Raw genomic sequence first — 20,272 nt, forward strand, 5'->3', positions numbered from 1 at the left:
GCATCGATGGATCTGTTCCGCAACGCGCCCGTCGCCCAGCCCCTGGCCGCTCGCCTGAGAGCGACCAGCCTGGACGAGTACGTCGGTCAGGAACACCTGCTGGCCCGCGGCAAGCCGTTGCGCGAGGCGCTGGAGCAGGGCGCGCTGCACTCGATGATCTTCTGGGGCCCGCCCGGGGTCGGCAAGACCACCCTGGCGCGCCTGCTGGCCCAGGTCACCGATGCCCATTTCGAGACCCTCTCCGCGGTGCTGTCCGGGGTCAAGGAGATCCGCCAGGCGGTGGAAGTCGCCCAGCAGCACGCGGCGCAGTACGGCCGCCGCACCATCCTCTTCGTCGACGAAGTGCACCGGTTCAACAAGTCCCAGCAGGATGCCTTTCTGCCCTACGTCGAAGACGGCACCCTGATCTTCATCGGCGCGACCACGGAAAACCCCTCGTTCGAACTGAACAACGCCTTGCTCTCGCGGGCACGGGTCTATGTGCTCAAGAGCCTCGACGAGGCGGCCCTGCGCAAGCTGGTCGGCCGCGCCCTGAACGAGCCCAAGGGCCTTGGCGAGCGCCACCTGAGCCTGCCCGACGAGAGCTTCCAGGTGCTGATGAGCGCCGCCGATGGCGACGGCCGGCGCTTTCTCAACTTTCTCGAGAACGCGGCGGATCTGGCCGAGGACGGCAGCGCGATCAGCGTCGAGTTGCTGCGCGACCTGCTCGGCGACACCCAGCGCCGCTTCGACAAGGGCGGCGAGGCCTTCTACGACCAGATATCCGCGCTGCACAAGTCGGTACGCGGTTCCAGCCCGGACGGCGCGCTGTACTGGTTCGCGCGCATGCTCGATGGCGGCTGCGACCCGCTGTACATCGCCCGCCGGGTGGTGCGCATGGCCAGCGAGGACATCGGCAACGCCGACCCCCGCGCGCTGACCCTGTGCCTGAACGCCTGGGACGTGCAGGAGCGCCTGGGCAGCCCGGAAGGCGAGCTGGCCGTGGCCCAGGCCATCGTCTACCTGGCCTGTGCGCCGAAGAGCAACGCGGTCTACAGCGCCTTCAAGGCCGCTGTGCGCGATGTCGCCGAGAACGGCTCGCGCGAGGTGCCGCTGCACTTGCGCAACGCGCCGACCAAGCTGATGAAGCAGCTCGGCTACGGCGACGAATACCGCTACGCCCATGACGAGCCGGACGCCTATGCCGCCGGCGAAGACTACTTTCCCGAGGATATCGAGCCCCGTATCTATTACCAGCCGGTGCCGCGCGGCCTGGAACTGAAGATCCGCGACAAGCTCGCTCACCTGGCGGCCCAGGACGCCAACAGCCCGCGGCAGCGCAGAAAGCCATGATGGTCACCCTTTTCGCCGTCGCCGTTGGCGGCGCCCTCGGCACCCTGGCGCGTTTTGCCGCGGGTAACTGGGTCAATGCCCACTGGCCACAGCATTTCTATACGGCAACCTTGCTGGTGAACCTCGTCGGCTGCCTGCTGATCGGGGTACTCTACGGCCTGTTCGCGCTACGCCCCGAGGTGCCACTGCCGATCCGCGCAGGGTTGGTCGTCGGTGTACTGGGCGGCTTCACGACGTTTTCTTCATTTTCCCTGGACACCCTGCGCCTGCTGGAAAGCAGCCAGGCGCCACTGGCCCTGGGCTATGTGGCGCTGAGTGTGCTGGGCGGCCTGCTTGCCACCTGGGCAGGCCTTTCGCTAACCAAACTCTGATCGACGAGAACCTGAAATGCTCGATTCCAAACTGGTGCGCAGCCAACTGCACGAAATTGCCCAGCGTCTGGCCACCCGTGGCTATGAACTGGACGTGACCCGCGTCGAAGCCCTCGAGGCTCAGCGCAAGTCCGTTCAGACCCGTACCGAGCAATTGCAGGCAGAGCGCAACAGTCGATCCAAGTCCATCGGCCAGGCCAAGCAGCGCGGCGAAGACATCGCGCCGTTGCTGGCCGAGGTCGACCGCATGGGCAGCGACCTGGAAGAGGGCAAGCGTGAACTGGACGCCATCCAGGTCGAACTGGACAACCTGCTGCTGAGCATTCCCAACCTGCCGGACGATTCGGTGCCGGTCGGTACCGACGAGGACGGCAACGTCGAAGTGCGCCGCTGGGGCACGCCGAAGACCTTCGATTTCCCGGTGCAGGATCACGTGAGCCTCGGTGAGCGGCATGGCTGGCTGGATTTCGAAACCGCCGCCAAGCTGTCCGGTGCCCGTTTCGCCCTGCTGCGCGGCCCGATCGCGCGCCTGCACCGCGCCCTGGCGCAGTTCATGATCAACCTGCACACCGCCGAGCATGGTTACGAGGAAGCCTACACGCCTTATCTGGTACAGGCACCAGCATTGCAGGGCACTGGCCAGCTGCCGAAGTTCGAGGAAGACCTGTTCAAGATCAGCCGCGAAGGCGAGGCCGACTTCTACCTGATCCCCACCGCCGAAGTGTCGCTGACCAACATCGTCGCCGGTGAAATCGTCGACGCCAGGCAACTGCCGATGAAGTTCGTCGCCCATACGCCGTGCTTCCGCAGCGAAGCCGGCGCATCGGGCCGCGATACCCGCGGCATGATCCGCCAGCACCAGTTCGACAAGGTCGAGATGGTGCACGTGGTCGAGCCGGGCAAGTCCTTCGAGGCCCTGGAGGAACTGACCGGCCATGCCGAGAAGGTGCTGCAACTGCTCGAACTGCCGTATCGCGTATTGGCGCTGTGCACCGGTGACATGGGCTTCAGCGCGACCAAGACCTACGACCTGGAAGTCTGGGTGCCGAGCCAGGACAAGTACCGCGAGATTTCCTCCTGTTCCAACTGCGGCGATTTCCAGGCACGGCGCATGCAGGCGCGCTACCGCAACCCGGAAACCGGCAAGCCGGAACTGCTGCACACCCTCAATGGCTCCGGCCTGGCGGTGGGCCGCACACTGGTGGCGGTGCTGGAAAACTACCAGCAGGCCGACGGCAGCATCCGCGTGCCCGAGGTGCTCAAGCCCTACATGGGCGGCGTCGAGGTCATCTAGGGCAGCGGCAAGCCTCAAGCTGCAAGCGACAAGAAGAGCTTGCGGCTTGAAGCCTGGAGTACGTAGGGTGGACGCCACCTGGAGCGCGCAATGGTGGATGAAAAAGCGCCGGCTACGCGTCCCGATCCACCCTACGTAAGAATTTCTGAAATGGAGCGGCAAGTCCGATCCCGCGAGCGACTGGATACGCTTGCGGCTTGTGGCTTGCAGCTTGAGGCTGCTGTATGGATTTCCTTCCCCTGTTCCACAAACTGCAGGATCGCCGCGTACTGGTGATCGGCGGCGGCGAGATCGCCTTGCGCAAGGCGCGCCTGCTGGCCGATGCCGGCGCGACGCTGCGCGTGGTTTCCCCCGAAGCGGGTTCCGAACTGCGAGAACTGGTGGAGCAGGGCGCGGGCCAGTTGCTGCTGCGCGGCTACCAGGTCGATGATCTGCAGGGCGTGTCCCTGGTCATCGCCGCCACCGATGACGTGCCGCTCAATGCACGGATTTCCGAACAGGCGCAGGCACTCGGCATTCCGGTCAATGTGGTCGATGCGCCGGCGCTGTGCAGCGTGATCTTTCCGGCCATCGTCGATCGCTCGCCACTGATCGTGGCGGTCAGCAGCGGCGGCGATGCGCCGGTGCTGGCGCGCCTGATCCGCGCCAGGATCGAAACCTGGATCCCGTCGACCTACGGCCAGTTGGCCGGGTTGGCGAAGACCTTCCGCGCTCGGGTCAAGCAGCTGTTTCCCGAGGTACAGCAGCGGCGGGTGTTCTGGGAGGAGGTGTTCCAGGGGCCGATCGCCGAAAGCGTGTTCGCCGGCAAGCCGGGCGAGGCCCGGCGCCTGCTCGAGGACAAGGTCAGCGGTGCCGCGCCGCAGGCGCTGGGAGAGGTGTACCTGGTCGGCGCCGGCCCCGGCGACCCCGACCTGCTGACCTTCCGCGCCCTGCGCCTGATGCAGCAGGCCGACGTGGTGCTCTACGACCGCCTGGTCGCGCCGGCGATCATCGAGTTGTGCCGCCGCGATGCCGAGCGCATCTATGTCGGCAAGCGTCGCGCCGATCATGCCGTGCCCCAGGAGCAGATCAACCGGCGCCTGATCGATCTGGCCAAGGTCGGCAAGCGGGTGCTGCGGCTCAAGGGCGGCGACCCGTTCATCTTCGGCCGTGGCGGCGAGGAGATTGAGCAACTGGCAGCCCATGGCATCCCGTTCCAGGTCGTGCCCGGCATCACCGCCGCCAGCGGCTGCTCGGCCTACGCCGGTATTCCGCTGACCCACCGTGACCACGCCCAGTCGGTGCGTTTCGTCACCGGCCACCTCAAGGATGGCAGCAGCGATCTGCCTTGGCCGGAGCTGATCGCCCCGAGCCAGACCCTGGTGTTCTACATGGGCCTGGTCGGCCTGCCGATCATCTGCCGGCAACTGATCGCCCATGGCCGCGCCGCCAGCACGCCGGCGGCGCTGATCCAGCAGGGCACCACGGACAATCAGCGGGTGTTCACCGGCACCCTGGCCAACCTGCCGGAGCTGGTCGCCCAGCATGACGTGCATGCGCCGACGCTGGTGATCGTCGGCGAGGTGGTGCAGTTGCGCGATAAGCTGGCCTGGTTCGAAGGCGCCCAGCAGACGGCTCGATAGTCGTCTTGTTTCCGTGAACTTGTAGCCCGGCGTTGAGCGAAGCGATACCCGGGAGCTGCCCTGGGTATCGCTTCGCTCAACCACAGGCTACGGCTTCATAAGCGTTTGCGGGGTCAGTCCTGGCGTTTGCGATTGACCGTCTGCGCCGCTTTCATCACATCGCTGCCGATGACGCTCTCGAACTGTTTCCATACCGGCTGCATGGCCATGCGCCAGGCGTCGCGCTGCTCGCCGCTGAGACTGATGACCTGGCTCTTGCCCGAGGCCTCGATACGCCGGCGATCTTCCTGGTTGTCGGCTTCGGCCTGGCGGTTCACCGAATGGGTGACCTCATCGATGATCGTTTCCAGCTCCATGCGAACCTGGTGCGGGATGCCGTACCAGAAGCGCGCGTTGCTCACCAGCATGTAGTCGAGCACGCCATGGTTGGTCTCGGTGATATAGGGCTGGACTTCGTGCAGCTTCTGGCTGTACAGGTTCGACCAGGGGTTCTCGGCACCTTGCACCTGGCCACTCTGCAGGCTTTTGTAGACCTCGGCGAAGGGCATCTTCACCGGGGTGGCGTTCAGTTGGGCGAACTGCGCCTCGAGCACCACGGAGTTCTGGATACGGAAGCTCAGGCCGGCGGCATCGGCAGGCGAGCGCAGGGCCTTGGTCGCCGACATCTGCTTCATGCCGTTATGCCAGTAGGCCAGGCCGACAATGTTGTGGTCTTCCATGGCCCGCAGCAATTGGCGGCCTTTGGCGCGTTTCTGAAAACGGTTGACCGCCTCCAGATCGTCGAACATGAACGGCAGATCGAAGACCTGCAGCTGCTTGGTGTATTGCTCGAACTTGGCCAGCGACGGTGCGAGCAACTGGACCTCGTTGTTGCGCAGGGCTTCCAGTTCATCGGCATCGCCGTACAGCGATGAGTTGGCATAGACCTCGACCTTGACCTTGCCGGCCAGGCGTTCTTCGACGAGACGCTTGAACAGCAGCGCCCCTTGCCCCTTGGGCGTCTCGTCGGTGACGACATGGGAGAGCTTGATCAGCAGCGGGCTTTCCTGGGCATGGCCAGCGGTTGAGGCGAGCGCCAGGGCGCAGGCGGCCGCGACGACGATCGATTTGAACATGCGAATGACCTTATTGTTATCGGTTTTATTGTGGTCGGACGCGGTTGGCAGTGCGTCCGTGCTTCTTGTCGTGACCAGTGCGGTCAGTGCGGTATTTCTGCAATAACCGCTCCATTTTCATGCAATTTCCCCGCGCCGCCTGTACCGGGGCACGGTGCGTGATGCAGTTCGCAGGCGATGGCGAATTGCCGCCAAATCAGTCTGAAAAATAGGCGGGATATTGCCTATTCTGTCTCCTTGCCCGGTATGCCGCGCTTGGCCGCGATCCACTGCGACATGTATTGGGTACTCTTGTGCTGGTGATGGCGCAGCATCGCGCCGACGAAATTATCCCGTCGATGCGCTTCACGGCTGGCGAACAGCCTCTCGAGCCGCGCCACCAGGGCCTGTCCCAGCCGTGCCCGGTCGAAACGCGAAGCCAGGATCGCATCGCCATGGCGTTGCGCCTGCTGCCAGCACGCGGCGTCTTCGTGCAGGTTGACGGCGGCCTCGGCGAAGGCCGCCGCCTCATCGACCACGGCGCCGCCCCAGGGCAGTTCGGCCTGCATGCCTTCGCTGCCCAGCGTGGTGGTCACACTGGGCGTGCCGCAGGCCATGGCATCGGCCAGTTTGCCCTTGATGCCCGCGCCGAAGCGCAGCGGCGCCAGGCATACCCGGGCCTGGGTCATGACGCGGTGGGCATCGTCCGCCCAGCCGAGTACGTGAAAGCCTTGCCTGGCGTTGTGCAAGGCGGTGGCCCTGGGCGGCGGATAGGCGCCGTAGACATGCAGTTGGGCCTGGGGCAGGCGCTGGCGGATCAGCGGCCAGAGCGCGTGCTTGAGCCACAGCACGGCATCCCAGTTGGGCGCATGGCGGAAATTGCCGATACTGATGAAATGCTGCCGTTCGGCAAAGGGCAGGGGCGCGATCCGCGGCGGGATCAGCATCAGGGCGCAGTCATGCAGCAGCGCCGCCGGCACGCCGAACTGCCGTTGCAGCAGTGCCATCTCATACGCCGAAATCATCAGGGTCAGATCGCTGCGGTAGATCGCGGCGACTTCGCGCTGGGCCATGTCACTGCTGGCCATGACCTCGAACAGCTGCGCCGGCGAAGCGTGGACCGGCCCCACCTGCTGTCTGTCCGCCTCCTGGCCACACAGCTGTTGGCGTGCCTTGAGCAGCTTGTGGCGGGCATCGCGCAGGCAATGCAGGTCGCTGGTATCGAGCACCCGCAGGGCATGGGGGCAGGCTCGCTCGACCCGCCAGGCGAACTGTTCTTCGCTGAAGAAACGGTCGAACAGCACCAGATCCGGCTGCAGTTCGGCGACGAAGGCATCGAAGCTGTCGCAGTTCAGGGCGATGCAGACTTCGGGGATGCCCAACTCGCCCAGATCGGCACGATGCTCCGATAGCGCGGCGGCACTGGCGAAGGTGACCTGCCAGCCCTGGCCGCGGAAGACCTCGAGCAGTTCGAGCATGCGGCTACCGGCGGCGGACGAGCGGGGTTCCGGCCAGACATAGCCGACGACCAATACCTTGCGCACGCGTGGCTCAGCGTTTGCCGCGGATGCTGCGCCACAGGCTGAACAGCACCAGGGCGGCCAGGGCGGCGATGCTCAGCAGCGTCCACAGCGTGAACGGCAGGCCGAGAATCGTGTAATCGTTCTGCCCACAGACACCGCCGCTCATGAATACGCCCGGCCAGTATTCATGCAGCGGCAGCCACTGGTAGTAGAAGGGGAAGGGCGAACAACTGAAGCTTTCCATGATGCCCAGTTCGATCAGTACCACATGGGTATTGTCGACCAAGGCCATGCCGGTGGCGGCCAGCAGCAACGGCCAGGCGAGGAACGCCAGCCAGGTCTGCCGGGCGGCGCTTGCCGCACTGAGCAGCAGGGCGAGAAGCGCAGCCAGGGCCAGCCACAGGCGGATCTGCACGCACAGGGTGCAGGGTTCCCAGCCGAACAGATGCTGTGCGACCAGCGCGCCGCCGAGCATGGCGACACAGGCCAGGGCGATCAGCAGTAACAGCGTGGCGGGCGTGGCAAAGCGGGACATGGACTTCTCCAGGAATGACGGGCTACAGCGACAAGCTGCCGTTTGTACCGGAAGGTGGCGTGCACGGCAATCGAGGATTCCGATGAAAACCATCATTTTCCGAGCACCAATGGCGATACCCGGGGGGCGGTCGTCCTGGGTATCGCTGCGCTCAACCGCAGGCTACGGGGATCTTCCGTAGCTCGGTGTTGAGCGCAGCGAAACCCGGGAGGGTTATCGGAGGGTGCCGATAAAAAAGCCCCACGGCCAGGAGTGCATGCCGTGGGGCGTCAGGGACTGGCCGGGCCAGCCGGGGAGGGAACGCGGTTCAGGCGCTGGGCTGCCAGCCTCCGCCCAGGGCCTTGTAGATGGCGACGATGCCGCGATAGAGCTCTATTTCCGCTTGCGCCTGGCTGTCTTCCGCGGCCAGACGCTCGCGCTCGGCATCCAGCAGTACCAGGAAGTCAGCGCTGCCTTCGCGATACTGCAGCCCGGCCTGGGCGGCCGCGGCGCGGCTGGCTTCGGACTGGCGCACCAGGGCCAGCAGGCGTTGCTGGCGTTTGGCGTAATCGCTGAACGCATTCTCCGATTCCTCCAGGGCCAGCAGCACCTGCTGCTCGTAACCCGCCAGGGCGCCATCGGCTTCGGCCTCGGCGCCACGCAGGCGGGCCCGTACGCTGCCCAGGTCGAAGGCGGCCCAGGTGATGCTCGGCGCCACGCCCCAGGCCTGGGCGGCGGAGGCGCCCAGTTGCGAGCCACGGCCGGCGGTGAAGCCGAGAAAGCCGCTGAGGCTGACCCGCGGGAACAGGTCCGCGGTGGCGACGCCAATGCGCGCGGTGGCCGCCGCCAACTGCCGCTCGGCGGCGCGCACGTCGGGGCGCCGGCGCAGCAGTTCGGCCGGGTCGCCGATTGGCAGCGCCTTGGCGATGGCCGGTAGTGGCCGCGCCGACAAATCGACGCGCAACTGCTCCGGGCGCTGGCCGAGCAGGGTGGCGATGCGGTTGCGCGCACGCACCTGGTCGGCCTGCAGCTGCGGCAGGGTCGATTCGGTGGCGGCCAGGCGCGCATCGGAACGCAGCACATCCAGTTCGCTGCCCACGCCCGCATCGCGCAACTGCTCGATGATGCCCCGGGAATCCTGCTGGTTCTTCAGGTTTTCCCGGGCGATGCGTTCGCGCAACTGAGCGCCGCGCAGGTCGCCATAGGCATCCACCAGCTCGGCGATCAGGCTGACCTGCAGTTGCTGGTAGTCGGCCTGGGCGATGTCGATCTGCGCCTCGCTGGCCTGCAGCTGCCGTTGAATACGTCCGAACAGATCCAGTTCCCAGGCCATGTCCAGGCCCAGGTCATAGCGTTCGGCATTGACCCGTTGTTCGCTCAGGCCGGGTTGCTGCGCCTTGCCGACTTCAGCGCTGGCCCGGCTGGTCACGGTGGGCAGGCGGTCGTTGGCGACATCGTCGCGGATGGCCCGGGCGGCGCGCAGGCGGGCATAGGCCACCCGCAATTCGCGGTTTTCCTGCTGCGACTGTTGCACCAACTGGTTGAGTGTCGGATCGTCGAACTGCTGCCACCACAGCGCCTCGAAGCGCGTGGCGTCGTAGTGCTCCTGGGCAACCTGGGCGGACTGTGCGGGCTGGGTGTCCGGAGCCCGATAATCCGGGCCCACGGCGCAGGCGCTCAGGGCCAGCGCCAGGGCGCTGAGCAACAGGCCGCGTGGCGCCGTGAGGCGGGTGTGATGCTTGGCTCGTAGCAGGCTCATGCCTGTACCTCCTGCAGGCGGGCGGCTTTCTTCGCCTCGCGTTTTTCCACGAAGCTACGAATCAGTACATAGAACACCGGGGTCAGCAGCAGGCCGAAGAAGGTCACCCCGAGCATGCCGCTGAACACCGCGACGCCCATGGCATGGCGCATTTCCGCACCGGCGCCGGAGGACAGCACCAGCGGGACCACGCCCATGATGAAGGCGAAGCTGGTCATCAGGATCGGCCGCAGGCGCAGGCGGCAGGCCTCCAGCACCGCGGCGACACGATCCATGCCTTCTTCCTGTTTGTCCTTGGCGAACTCCACCAGCAGGATGGCGTTCTTGCAGGCCAGGCCGACCAGCACGATCAGACCGATCTGGGTGAAGATGTTGTTGTCGCTACCGGCCAGAATCACCCCGGCGATGGCCGACAGCAGGGTCATCGGTACGATCAGGATCACCGCCAGCGGCAGGCTCCAGCTTTCGTACTGCGCGGCGAGCACCAGGAAGGCCAGCAGCACGCACAGCGGGAAGACGAACAGCGCGGTATTGCCCGCGAGGATCTGCTGATAGGTCAGTTCGGTCCACTCGAAGCTCATGCCATTGGGCAATTCCTCCCTCAGCAGCCGGGCCATGGCCGCTTCCGCCTGCCCGGAGCTGTAGCCCGGTGCCGCGGCGCCGTTGATTTCCGCGGTGATGAAGCCGTTGTAATGCATCACCCGGTCGGGGCCGGCGCTATCGCTGACCTTGACGAAGGTCGACAGGGGCACCATCTCGCCGCGGTTGTTGCGCACCTTCAACTGGCCGATCTGCTCGGCCTCCAGGCGGAACTGCTGGTCGGCCTGGACGTTGACCTGATAGGTACGGCCGAAGCGATTGAAGTCGTTGGCATACAACGAGCCCAGGTAGACCTGCATGGTGTCGAAGATCTCATCGATGGCCACACCGTGGGTCTTGGCCTTCTCGCGGTCGATGTCGGCCTCGACCTGCGGCACGTTGACCTGATAGCTGGTGAACAGCCCGGCCAGTTCCGGCACGTTCTGGCTCTTGGCGATGATGTTCTGGGTCTGCCTGTACAGTTCCTCGTAGCCGAGGTTGGCGCGATCCTGCAACTGCACGCGGAAGCCGCCGATGGTGCCCAGCCCCATCACCGGCGGTGGTGGGAAGATGGCGATGTAGGCTTCCTGAATCTCGCTGAACTGCGCGTTGAGCTCGGCGGCGATGGCGTTGGCGGACAGGCTCTCGTCCTTGCGCTGGCCGAAGTCTTTCAGGGCGACGAAGACGATGCCGCTGTTCGGGCTGTTGGTGAAGCCGTTGATCGACAGGCCAGGGAAGGCGATGGTGTTTTCCACGCCGGGATACCTGGCGGCGATGTCCGACATGCGCTTGATCACCGCTTCGCTGCGATCCAGGCTGGCGGCGTCGGGCAATTGGGCGAAGGCCACCAGGTACTGCTTGTCCTGCGGCGGCACGAATCCGCTGGGCGTGCTGGCGAAACCCAGGTAGGTCAGCCCCATCAGCCCGGCATAGACCACCAGGGCGATGCCGCTGCCACGCAGGATCCGCCTTACGCTGCCGACATAGCCATGGCTGGCGCGCTCGAAGACGCGGTTGAACGGGTTGAACAGCCAGCGCCCGAACAGCCTCTCCAGCAGCCGGGAGAACCTGTCCTTGGGTTCGTGATGGCCCTTGAGCAGCACGGCCGCCAGGGCCGGCGACAGGGTCAGCGAGTTGAACGCCGAGATCACCGTGGAGATGGCGATGGTCAGGGCGAACTGCTGGTAGAACTGCCCGGTGAGCCCGGAAATGAACGCGGTGGGGACGAATACCGCGCACAGCACCAGGGCGGTGGCGACGATCGGCCCGGTGACTTCCTTCATGGCCTGCTTGGTGGCTTCGACCGGGGTCTTGCCCAGGCCGATATTACGCTCGACGTTCTCCACCACCACGATGGCATCGTCCACCACGATGCCGATGGCCAGCACCAGGCCGAACAGCGACAGGGCGTTGAGCGAGAAACCAAACATGTGCATCACCGCGAAGGTGCCGATCAGCGACACCGGCACCGCAGCCAGAGGAATGATCGAGGCGCGCCAGGTCTGCAGGAACAGGATCACCACCAGCACCACCAGGACGATGGCCTCGAGCAGGGTGTGCACCACCGCCTCGATCGAGCCGCGCACGAAGATGGTCGGGTCGTAGACGATTTCGTAGTCCACGCCCTGGGGGAAGCTCTGCTTCAGTTCGGCCATGCGCTCGCGCACAGCATCGGAAATGGCGATGGCGTTGGAGCCCGGGCGCTGGAAGATCGGCATGGCCACGGCGGGTTTGTTGTTCAGCAGCGAACGCAGGGCGTACTGGTTGGAACCCAGTTCGATGCGGGCGATGTCCCGCAGCCGGGTGATCTCGCCGTTCTCGCCGGCGCGGATGACGATGTTCTCGAATTCTTCTTCGGTGACCAGGCGGCCCTGGGTATTGATCGACAACTGGAAGCTGTTGTCGCCGGCGGCCGGTGGCGCCCCCAGCGAGCCGGCGGCGACCTGGCGGTTCTGCTCACGGATGGCGTTGACCACGTCGCTGGCGGTCAGCCCGCGCGAGGCGACCTTGTCCGGGTCGAGCCACACGCGCATGGAGTAGTCGCCCAGGCCGAACAGTTGCACGTCGCCGACGCCGTCCAGGCGCGACAGCTCGTCCTTGATGTTCAGCGCCGCGTAGTTGGACAGGTAGAGCATGTCGTAGGCGTCGTTCGGTGACGTCAGGTGCACCACCATGGTCATGTCCGAGGACGCCTTGTCCACCGTCACGCCGAGGCGCTGTACCTCGGTGGGCAGGGTCGGCATGGTGCGGGTCACGCGGTTCTGCACCTGCACCTGGGCGGTATCCAGGTTGGTGCCCAGGGCGAAGGTGATGGTCAGGGTCATGCGCCCGTCGTTGGTCGCCTGGGACGACATGTAGAGCATGCCCTCGACGCCGACGATGGCCTGCTCCAGTGGCGAGGCCACGGTTTCGCCGATGACCTTGGGGTTGGCGCCGGGGAAGTCGGCCCTGACCACCACCGTGGGGGGCACCACTTCCGGGTATTCGCTGATCGGTAGCTGGAACAGCGAAATGGCGCCGCCGATCAGGATGATCAGCGACAGAACCGCGGCGAAGATCGGCCGCTGAATGAAGAACTGGGAGAAGTTCATCGGGTTTGTCCTTTACATGACGGGCACAGTCCAGCCTTCCCCCCGTTGCGGGGGAGAAGGTGTCGGTTACGGCAGGGGTTCGCGGGCAGCGCGCTGCTGCCCGCAACGGCGTTACTTCAGGCTGAGGTTCAAGGACTCGGCCCTGGCGGCGGAACGGCTGCTGGCCAAGGCCTGGCGCTGACGTTCCAGAGCGGCGAGCGTGTCGTCGTCGGCCATGGGCACCGACTGCGGGTCGACCGTGGAGCCGGGCATCGCCCGCTGCAGGCCGTTGACCACGATGCGTTCGCCCTTGGCCAGGCCATGGCGCACGATACGCAAGCCTTCGAGCTTCGGCCCCAGCTCGACCGAACGGTAGACCACCGTGTTGTCGTCGCCGAGCACCAGGACGTACTTCTTGCCCAGGTCGGTACCGACGGCGGCATCCTGGATCAGGGTGGCGTCGTAGGTATCGCTGCCCACCAGCTTGAGCCTGGCATACAGCCCCGGGGTGAAGCGGCCATCGCGATTGTCGAATACCGCACGGCCGCGGATGGTGCCGGTCTGCGGGTTGACCTGGTTATCCAGGAAGTCCAGCTGGCCGAGGTGCGGGTGACCGGTCTCGCTGGAGAGCCCGAGGTACACGGGGCTCTTGCCGCGCGTGTCGTGGCCGGCCTGGCGGGCCAGTTCGACGTACTTGAGGAATGCGCGCTCGTCGGCATCGAAATAGGCGTACACCCTGTCGGTGGAGACCACCGAGGTGAGCAGCGACTGACTGGCGGTGACCAGGTTGCCGGCGGTAACCTCGGCACGGCTGACGCGGCCGTCGATGGGCGCAGTCACCCGGGTGAAACTGAGGTTGAGGCGGGCGTTGTCCAGTTCGGCCTGAATCCCGGCGACCTCGGCCTGGGCCTCCTGGGCCGCGCTGCTGCGGGCATCGGCCAGTTCGGTGGAAATGGCGTTGCTCTGGCGCAGGCGTTCGCCACGGCGGGCCTCGCTGACGGTGCGGGTCTGGTTGGCGCGGGCCTGCTGCAACTGGGCCTCGAGGCGTTTGACCTCGGCCTGGAAGGGGCGGGGGTCGATCTGGAATAGCAGATCGCCTTTCTTCACCAGGGCGCCTTCGGCGAAACTCACCTGATCGATGAAGCCCGAAACCCGTGGTCGGATCTGCACCGACTCGGGCGCCTCCAGGCGACCGGTGAACTCGTCCCATTCGTTGAGCGGCTGCTCGATGACTTCGGCCACGCTGACTTTCGCCGCCGGCGTCTGCTGCTGGGTAACGTCCTGGTTCTTGTCACAGGCGGCGAGCACCAACAGCGCCGCCAGCGCGAGGGGAAATTGCCAGAGTTTTGGGTTGGTCCGTTGCATGATTTGCGATCCGCCAAGAGGTTTTACGAATGGGCGGAGTCTGCTGCGAGCGCTGCTCGGGAACGAATCGAACGCCGCGAAGGTGACTATCATCGAGAATGATGATGTTTCATCGCAGGATTATCGATAGGACGCTATCGAACTATTCTGCAAATGGCTGAACACCCCTGCGGGCGCGGCGTGCACGCCATCCTGCGAGAGCTGTCAGTCGAGGCTGTCGGGATCACCGAAGAACATCTGGATACGCGAGCGCAGCCAGCGTTCGGCCGGATCGTTGTCCTGGGCGCCACGCCAGGCCATGGACATCTCGAAGGCGTCGCACTCGAAGGGCAGGTCTTCGGCACGCAGGCCGCCAGCGGCGGTCAGGGTCGCCGCGGTGTAGTCGGGTACCACGGCAATCAGATCCGTGCCCGACAGCAGGGTGCCCAGGCCATTGAACTGGGGCACCGCCAGCACCACCTTGCGGGTGCGGTCGAAGCGCGCCAGCTGGTCGTCGATGAAACCGTTGAGGTCGCCGGCGAAGGACACCATGGCATGGGGACGGGCACAGTAGTCGTCCATGCTCAGGGTGCCGGGAGCGGCGTCGGCGCGCAGCAGCTTGGGTTTGCTGCGGCGCAGGGTCTTGCGCTTGGCGTTGGCCGGCAGCTCCTCGGTGTAGCTCACGCCAACGGAAATTTCCCCGGATGCCAGCAGGTTGGGCATCAGCAGGTAGTTGGCCCGGCGTACCACCAGGACCACGCCGGGCGCCTCGGAGCGCAGGCGACGGAGCAGGGCGGGGAGCAGGGCGAATTCGACGTCGTCGGACAGGCCGATACGGAATACCGCCGTGCTGGTCGCCGGATCGAACGCCGCGGCGCGGCTGACGGCGGTGGAAATGGAGTCCAGCGCCGGCGAGAGCAGGGCGAAGATCTCCTGGGCCCGCGCGGTGGGTTCCATGCTACGGCCGGTACGCACGAACAGGGGATCATCGAACAGATTGCGCAGCCGTGAGAGCGCCGCGCTGATGGCTGGCTGGCCGAGAAACAGTTTCTCCGCGGCCCGGGTCACGCTGCGCTCATGCATCAGCGTTTCGAAGACGATCAGCAGGTTGAGGTCGAGGCGACGCAGGTCGTTGCGGTTCATCCGGTTACCATAGGGTGAGCGTGCCCGGACGGAAAACCGAGTGCACTTGCCAGAGCGAGACGCTAATGAGCCTTCGCCGCCAATAGTACGAGCACTCGGGCGAATTAGGAAAGACACGCGTAGCGCGTTGCCGTTCCGGTAAGGGTTGCGCTGGAACGGCGGCGCCCCCGACAATATACCCACACGTATCCGCAGGCCTTTATCACTGCTAGGCATGAAGACTATCGACCGGGGCGGGTGGTGTTGCTTGCGCGCAGCGGATAGAGTCGATAACCAGTGAAGTGTCAATCCGTGATCAGTTGAGGTTAGCGATGTCCCGCATGATCCGTTTCCATAAGTTCGGCGACGCCGACGTACTCCAGTGCGAAGAGTTGCCAACCCCTACCCCGGGAGCGGGGGAGGTACTGGTACGCGTCCAGGCCGTCGGCCTGAGCTGGGGCGACGTGCTGTGGCGCCAGAATCTGGCGTCCGAAGAAGCCAAGCTGCCTTCTGGAGTCGGCGCCGAACTGGCCGGTATCATCGAGGCCGTGGGCGAGGGCGTGGACGACCTCGAGGTCGGCACCGCCGTGGCGGCGTTCCCGGCCAGCACGCCCAATCGTTATCCCGCCTGGGGCGATCGCGTGCTGATGCCGCGTTATGCCCTGACGCGCTACCCGGATGTGCTTTCGCCCGAGGAAGCCAGCATCCATTATTCCGGCCTGCTGTTCGCCTACTTCGCCATGGTCGATCTGGCCAAGCTCAAGCCCGGACAGCACGTGCTGATCACCGAGGCCAGCCACTGCCTGGCGCCGCAATCGGTGCAACTGGCCAAGGCCCTAGGCGCCAATGTCATCGCTTCGACCAGCGTCGCCGACAGCCGCGCCTTTCTGCGCGAGCTGGGCGCCGACAAGATCATCTTCACCGAAGAGCAGGATCTGGTGCTGGAGGTCGAGCGCTACACGGAAGGCAAGGGCGCCGAGATCATCCTCGACCATTGCGCCGGCCAGCAGTTGAAGCTGCTCGGCGATGTCGCCGCGACCCGCGGCAAACTGATCCTGTACGGCATCAACGGCGGTAACGATGCGGCATTCCCTGCGTGTGCAGCGTTCAAGAAGCACCTGCAGTTCTTCCGCCACTGCGTGCTGGACTTCACCGGTCACTCGGAGCTGGGCATCGAGCAGGACTGCGCGGCGGTGCAGCGTGCGTTGCAGCACATCAATCAGCTGACCGCCGACCGTCTGCTCACGCCGCGTATCGACAAGGTGTTCGCTTTCGAAGACTTCGTCGAGGCCCATCGCTACATGGAGACCGGCCCCGAGAGTGGGCGCGTGGTGCTGACGCTGGAGTGATCGCGCAGGAGCGCCCAGCCGAATGAAAAAAGCCCGGTGTGAGCACCGGGCTTTTTTTGGGGTGACATTTCCCTATGTCCTGGCCGGAGCATGCCACACTCTCTGTGAAGGTTTCGTGAAGAAGCCCGCATGAATCATAGGCAGAAGAGCGCAGTAGACGGATCGCGTACATCGCCTACAGTCATCTGATGGGGCCAAAGAACCGGGCCCCGTAGCCAGGCAAGAACGGGCGAGCTTTTTCCTTACGGAGTGTTCTCCATGCCAGTACAGTCCAAAGCACCTGCGTTCGTTCACACCAGCAGAAGCGGTTCACGCCATGTGCAACTCGAGTTCATCTGGGCCGATAGCCTGGGTGGAGCGGCCCAAGCCGTCATCGCCACCTTCAGCGATGACAGCGGCAGAACGCTCAAGCGGTTCACCCTGCAGGGGCCGTTCAGCGAGCCGGGCAGCGCCCGCGATGCCGCGTTGGCCCGGGCAACGGCCTGGTTCGACCACGGCCGCGAATGAGCGCGGCAGGCCCCGGTCAACTGCTTTCGCGTACGCGTAATTCGAAGCCGAGGTCGACTCTGGAGGCGCCTGGCTGGCCATCCAGCAGGCTCAGCAGCAGGGCGGCGGCCTTGCTGCCCACTTCGGCTCGCGGCGTATGGATGGAGGTGAGTCTGGGGACGGTGTGGGCGGAGGCGGGCAGGTCGTTGAAACCCACCAGCGCCACCTGTTCCGGAACCGCCAGCCCGGCACGTTGCGCCTCGAACAGGGCGCCCTGGGCCAGGTCGTCGTTGCAGAAGAAGATACCGTCGACATCGGGGTGGCGCTGCATCAGTTCCTGGAACAGCTGGCCACCCAGGCCGATGGACGAGGGCAGGGGATGCAACAGCTCCAGCGCCGGATCGTAGACGCCGGCCGCCTGCAGTGCCCGGCGAAAGCCCTCGGCGCGCTGCATGACCCGCGGGTCCAGCTGGGCGGCTATGTAGGCGAGCCGGCGGCGATTGCTTTGCAGCAGGTGCTGCGCCGCCGCTTCACCGGCGGCCTCCTGGGAAAATCCGACACAGGAAATACCGGGAGCCGTGCTCAGTTCCATCATGTGTACGCAGGGCATCCGGCTGGCATTGAGCAGGTGCCGCGCGCCCTCGGTGCGATCGAAACCGGTCAGCAGCATGCCCATGGGCCGATAGGGCAGGTAATTGCGGATCAGCCGTTCTTCTTCCTCACGGCAGTAGTGGTAATCGCCAATCAGCACCTCGATGCCGCGCGGACGCATGACGGCGTGAATCGCGTCGAGGGTTTCGATGAACAGCTGATTGGACAGGGAAGGGATCAGCACCACCACCGACGAGCTATGGGCAGAAGCCAGGGTGCGCGCCGCCGGGTTGACCACGTAGCCAAGCTGCTGCGCTGCCTCGCGCACCCGCTCGGCCAGTTCCGGGTTCACCGTGGCCACCCCGCGCAACGCCCGCGACGCGGTGATCGCGGAAACTCCGGCGAGGCTCGCGACCTCCGCCAGGGTGGGCATGCCGGTGGTGCGGGAACGGTTACGCGTCGGAGACTTCATGGCAAGGCTTGTCAAGGGTGTTGTTTGCTGTTTAAGGTAGCGCTGTCTCTGAGGCTTGGCAAATGTTGCACAGGCCTCGAGCACCTGAAACTGGCGCATAAAAGTTACAACATCCGAAGCCGCTGTCTTGCTGAAGGGTCATTCTTCCAAAGACAGCGCTGTCTTCCGCTGGAGGTGCTGCATGGATATTCCGACCACCGCCCTGGTCATCATGGGCGTCTCCGGGTGTGGCAAGAGCTGCGTCGGAGAGTCAATCGCCCAGCGCGTCGGTGGCTTTCTCATCGAAGGCGACCAGTTCCACCCGCCCGCCAACATCGAAAAGATGCGCGCCGGCATTCCCCTCACCGATGCCGATCGCGCCGATTGGCTCGCCCGCCTGGGCGAGGAGCTCGCCGCCGCGCTGAATACGCACGGCCGCCCGCTGCTGACCTGTTCGGCGCTCAAGCGCACATACCGCGAGCGACTGCGCCAGGCCGTTCCCGGGCTGGGTTTCGTGTTTCTCGAACTGACGCCGGAGGAGGCCGCGAAGCGGGTGGCCAATCGCCCGGGGCATTTCATGCCGGCGAGCCTGATCGACAGTCAGTTCGCCACGCTCGAACCGCCTCATGACGAGGCCGCGACCCTGGTTCTCGACGCGACCCTGCCCGTGGAGACGCTGAGCCAGCGGGCTGCGCAGTGGTGGCTCGGCTCGAATCCACGCTTCGGACAGACCTGAGGTAATACTGCCCGCAGCAACGCTTCTCCCATAACAAAGACAATTGGAGGCGACATGTCCCGCATGAATCATCCCCAACAGGTTCGTCACACGAACGCCAAAAAACACTTGGTAATCGCCAGGCCGCTCACCCAGTGCGGAGGGGCCAGCCATGAATGAGCTAGCCAGCGCGCCCAGCGCCACCGTCCTGCTGCTTATCGCCGCAGGGGCCGTGCTCCTGCTGCTTCTGCTGATCATGCGCTTCAAGCTGCATGCCTTTCTTGCGCTGGTCCTGGTGAGCATCACCACGGCGCTGGTCACGCGGATTCCCTACGCCGACATCGTGCCCACGCTGCTCACCGGTTTCGGCAACACCCTGGCGGCCGTGGCCTTGCTGGTCGGCCTGGGGGTGATGATCGGCCGGCTGCTGGAAATCACCGGTGGCGCCCAGGTGCTCGCCGATACGCTGATCGCCAGGTTCGGCGAGCGGCGCGCGCCCTTCGCCCTGGGCATCGCCTCGCTGCTGTTCGGCTTTCCGATCTTCTTCGATGCCGGGCTGATCGTCATGCTGCCGATCATCTTCAGTGTCGCCAAGCGCTTCGGCGGCTCGACGCTGACCTACGCGCTGCCGGCTGCCGGTGCATTCGCCGCCATGCACGCGCTGGTACCGCCGCATCCCGGCCCCGTGGCCGCCGCCGAGCTGCTGGGGGCGAACATCGGCCTGCTGGTGATCGTGGGTACCGTCATCGCGCTGCCGACCTGGTACTTCGGCAGCTATCTGTTCGGGCTCTGGGCCGGCAAGAAATTCCATATCAACCTGCCGCCCAGCTTCCTGACCGACGTGGCGCGCGACACCAGCGTGGCGCCGCCGCGTTTCTCCCTGGTGCTGACCATTCTGCTGATGCCCCTGGCCCTGATCTTTCTCGATACCGGGCTCAATACCCTGAGCGTCATGGGCGTGGTCAATGGCGGGAGCGATTGGGTGCAGTTCCTGCGCATGATCGGCAAAACGCCCGTGGCCTTGCTGATCACCGTACTGTTCGCTCTGGTCGCATTCAGCGGTCGCTACAGCGGCAGGCACCTGGAAAAGGTCTGCGAAGGCGCGCTGGGGCCGATCTGTTCGATCATTCTGGTCACCGGCGCGGGCGGCATGTTCGGCGGTGTACTGCGCAGCAGCGGTATCGGTGACGCGCTCTCCGCCACCCTGTCGGACACCGGGATGCCGGTCATCGTCGCGGCATTCGTCATCTCTGCGGCCTTGCGCGTGGCCCAGGGCTCGGCGACGGTGGCGCTGACCACGGCGGCCGCATTGATCGCCCCGACCGTGGCGGCAACCGAGGGGCTCAGCCAGTTCGACCTGTGCTTCGTGGTGGTGGCGATCGCCGGTGGCGCTACCGTTCTGTCCCATGTCAACGACTCCGGGTTCTGGCTGGTCGGGCGTTTCCTGGACATGGACGAGAAAACCACGCTCAAGACCTGGACCGTGATGGAAACCCTGCTGGGCAGCATCGCGTTTCTGCTCGCGCTGATCGGCAGCCTGCTGCTGTAAGGCTCCC

The 20,272-nt window shown here is 65.3% G+C and carries 16 protein-coding genes; 8 read left to right on the forward strand and 8 right to left on the reverse strand.

What is annotated here, in order from left to right; translation table 11 throughout:
- The first annotated feature begins 6 nt into the window (after positions 1 to 6).
- From DNK34_RS00425 to cysG, 4 genes are all read left to right on the forward strand, one after another.
- The gene (locus tag DNK34_RS00425; RefSeq protein WP_131176507.1) at positions 7 to 1,332 is read left to right on the forward strand and encodes a replication-associated recombination protein A; all 1,326 of its coding nucleotides are present in this window, start codon (positions 7 to 9) and stop codon (positions 1,330 to 1,332) included.
- Entirely contained in the window at positions 1,329 to 1,703 is a 375-nt protein-coding gene (crcB, locus tag DNK34_RS00430; RefSeq protein ID WP_131176508.1) for a fluoride efflux transporter CrcB, read from the forward strand. Before DNK34_RS00425 ends, crcB begins: the two co-directional genes overlap by 4 nt.
- Before the next feature lie 16 nt (positions 1,704 to 1,719).
- Complete coding sequence (gene serS, locus DNK34_RS00435) at positions 1,720 to 2,997, forward strand: serine--tRNA ligase (RefSeq protein ID WP_131176509.1); 1,278 nt, start codon at positions 1,720 to 1,722, stop codon at positions 2,995 to 2,997.
- 224 nt (positions 2,998 to 3,221) lie between these two features.
- Positions 3,222 to 4,619: a siroheme synthase CysG gene (gene cysG, locus DNK34_RS00440; RefSeq protein ID WP_131176510.1), complete on the forward strand. Its 1,398-nt coding sequence runs from the start codon at positions 3,222 to 3,224 to the stop codon at positions 4,617 to 4,619.
- 113 nt (positions 4,620 to 4,732) lie between these two features.
- On the opposite strand, the gene DNK34_RS00445 is transcribed toward cysG, so the two are convergent.
- From DNK34_RS00445 to DNK34_RS00475, 7 genes are all read right to left on the reverse strand, one after another.
- On the reverse strand, positions 4,733 to 5,734 hold the full coding sequence (locus DNK34_RS00445; protein ID WP_131176511.1) for a TRAP transporter substrate-binding protein: 1,002 nt from the start codon (positions 5,732 to 5,734) through the stop codon (positions 4,733 to 4,735).
- A gap of 224 nt (positions 5,735 to 5,958) precedes the next feature.
- The gene (locus DNK34_RS00450) at positions 5,959 to 7,257 is read right to left on the reverse strand and encodes a glycosyltransferase (RefSeq protein ID WP_242675351.1); all 1,299 of its coding nucleotides are present in this window, start codon (positions 7,255 to 7,257) and stop codon (positions 5,959 to 5,961) included.
- 7 nt (positions 7,258 to 7,264) lie between these two features.
- Positions 7,265 to 7,771 (reverse strand): disulfide bond formation protein B, encoded by a 507-nt coding sequence (locus DNK34_RS00455; protein WP_131176512.1) that lies wholly within the window; start codon positions 7,769 to 7,771, stop codon positions 7,265 to 7,267.
- A gap of 307 nt (positions 7,772 to 8,078) precedes the next feature.
- A complete protein-coding gene (locus tag DNK34_RS00460) occupies positions 8,079 to 9,509 on the reverse strand; it encodes an efflux transporter outer membrane subunit (RefSeq protein WP_131176513.1) in 1,431 nt (476 codons plus the stop codon).
- Positions 9,506 to 12,679, reverse strand: a complete 3,174-nt coding sequence (locus tag DNK34_RS00465; protein ID WP_131176514.1) for an efflux RND transporter permease subunit — start codon at positions 12,677 to 12,679, stop codon at positions 9,506 to 9,508. The genes DNK34_RS00460 and DNK34_RS00465 overlap by 4 nt, the downstream gene beginning before the upstream one ends.
- Before the next feature lie 111 nt (positions 12,680 to 12,790).
- Complete coding sequence (gene mexE, locus DNK34_RS00470) at positions 12,791 to 14,023, reverse strand: multidrug efflux RND transporter periplasmic adaptor subunit MexE (protein WP_131176515.1); 1,233 nt, start codon at positions 14,021 to 14,023, stop codon at positions 12,791 to 12,793.
- A gap of 204 nt (positions 14,024 to 14,227) precedes the next feature.
- Positions 14,228 to 15,145 carry a LysR family transcriptional regulator gene (locus DNK34_RS00475; RefSeq protein ID WP_131176516.1) on the reverse strand — a complete coding sequence of 306 codons (918 nt, stop codon included), beginning with the start codon at positions 15,143 to 15,145 and terminating at the stop codon, positions 14,228 to 14,230.
- Between the two features lie 311 nt (positions 15,146 to 15,456).
- Here DNK34_RS00475 and DNK34_RS00480 point away from each other — a divergent pair, with 311 nt between their 5' ends.
- Together DNK34_RS00480 and DNK34_RS00485 are read left to right on the forward strand one after the other, a co-directional pair.
- Positions 15,457 to 16,473, forward strand: coding sequence for a zinc-dependent alcohol dehydrogenase family protein (locus DNK34_RS00480; protein ID WP_131176517.1), 1,017 nt, complete (start codon positions 15,457 to 15,459; stop codon positions 16,471 to 16,473).
- 258 nt (positions 16,474 to 16,731) lie between these two features.
- Positions 16,732 to 16,980, forward strand: coding sequence for a hypothetical protein (locus DNK34_RS00485; protein WP_131176518.1), 249 nt, complete (start codon positions 16,732 to 16,734; stop codon positions 16,978 to 16,980).
- Between the two features lie 16 nt (positions 16,981 to 16,996).
- Here DNK34_RS00485 and gntR read toward each other — a convergent pair whose 3' ends face one another.
- Complete coding sequence (gntR, locus tag DNK34_RS00490) at positions 16,997 to 18,022, reverse strand: HTH-type transcriptional regulator GntR (protein ID WP_131176519.1); 1,026 nt, start codon at positions 18,020 to 18,022, stop codon at positions 16,997 to 16,999.
- 181 nt (positions 18,023 to 18,203) lie between these two features.
- On the opposite strand from gntR, the gene DNK34_RS00495 reads away from it, so the two are divergent.
- The gene (locus tag DNK34_RS00495; protein WP_131176520.1) at positions 18,204 to 18,737 is read left to right on the forward strand and encodes a gluconokinase; all 534 of its coding nucleotides are present in this window, start codon (positions 18,204 to 18,206) and stop codon (positions 18,735 to 18,737) included.
- Between the two features lie 151 nt (positions 18,738 to 18,888).
- On the forward strand, positions 18,889 to 20,265 hold the full coding sequence (locus tag DNK34_RS00500) for a GntP family permease (RefSeq protein ID WP_131176521.1): 1,377 nt from the start codon (positions 18,889 to 18,891) through the stop codon (positions 20,263 to 20,265).
- The last annotated feature ends 7 nt before the right edge of the window (positions 20,266 to 20,272 follow it).

Source organism: Phytopseudomonas dryadis (genome assembly GCF_004327355.1).
In the GTDB taxonomy this organism is placed as follows: domain Bacteria; phylum Pseudomonadota; class Gammaproteobacteria; order Pseudomonadales; family Pseudomonadaceae; genus Aquipseudomonas; species Aquipseudomonas dryadis.

Bases quoted from the DNA above. Each gene is read 5' to 3' on its own strand.
- DNK34_RS00425 (WP_131176507.1), top strand. From the start codon at position 7: ATGGATCTGTTCCGCAACGCGCCCGTCGCCCAGCCCCTGGCCGCTCGC.
- crcB (WP_131176508.1), top strand. From the start codon at position 1,329: ATGATGGTCACCCTTTTCGCCGTCGCCGTTGGCGGCGCCCTCGGCACC.
- serS (WP_131176509.1), top strand. From the start codon at position 1,720: ATGCTCGATTCCAAACTGGTGCGCAGCCAACTGCACGAAATTGCCCAG.
- cysG (WP_131176510.1), top strand. From the start codon at position 3,222: ATGGATTTCCTTCCCCTGTTCCACAAACTGCAGGATCGCCGCGTACTG.
- DNK34_RS00445 (WP_131176511.1), bottom strand. From the start codon at position 5,734: ATGTTCAAATCGATCGTCGTCGCGGCCGCCTGCGCCCTGGCGCTCGCC.
- DNK34_RS00455 (WP_131176512.1), bottom strand. From the start codon at position 7,771: ATGTCCCGCTTTGCCACGCCCGCCACGCTGTTACTGCTGATCGCCCTG.
- DNK34_RS00460 (WP_131176513.1), bottom strand. From the start codon at position 9,509: ATGAGCCTGCTACGAGCCAAGCATCACACCCGCCTCACGGCGCCACGC.
- DNK34_RS00465 (WP_131176514.1), bottom strand. From the start codon at position 12,679: ATGAACTTCTCCCAGTTCTTCATTCAGCGGCCGATCTTCGCCGCGGTT.
- mexE (WP_131176515.1), bottom strand. From the start codon at position 14,023: ATGCAACGGACCAACCCAAAACTCTGGCAATTTCCCCTCGCGCTGGCG.
- DNK34_RS00475 (WP_131176516.1), bottom strand. From the start codon at position 15,145: ATGAACCGCAACGACCTGCGTCGCCTCGACCTCAACCTGCTGATCGTC.
- DNK34_RS00480 (WP_131176517.1), top strand. From the start codon at position 15,457: ATGTCCCGCATGATCCGTTTCCATAAGTTCGGCGACGCCGACGTACTC.
- DNK34_RS00485 (WP_131176518.1), top strand. From the start codon at position 16,732: ATGCCAGTACAGTCCAAAGCACCTGCGTTCGTTCACACCAGCAGAAGC.
- gntR (WP_131176519.1), bottom strand. From the start codon at position 18,022: ATGAAGTCTCCGACGCGTAACCGTTCCCGCACCACCGGCATGCCCACC.
- DNK34_RS00495 (WP_131176520.1), top strand. From the start codon at position 18,204: ATGGATATTCCGACCACCGCCCTGGTCATCATGGGCGTCTCCGGGTGT.
- DNK34_RS00500 (WP_131176521.1), top strand. From the start codon at position 18,889: ATGAATGAGCTAGCCAGCGCGCCCAGCGCCACCGTCCTGCTGCTTATC.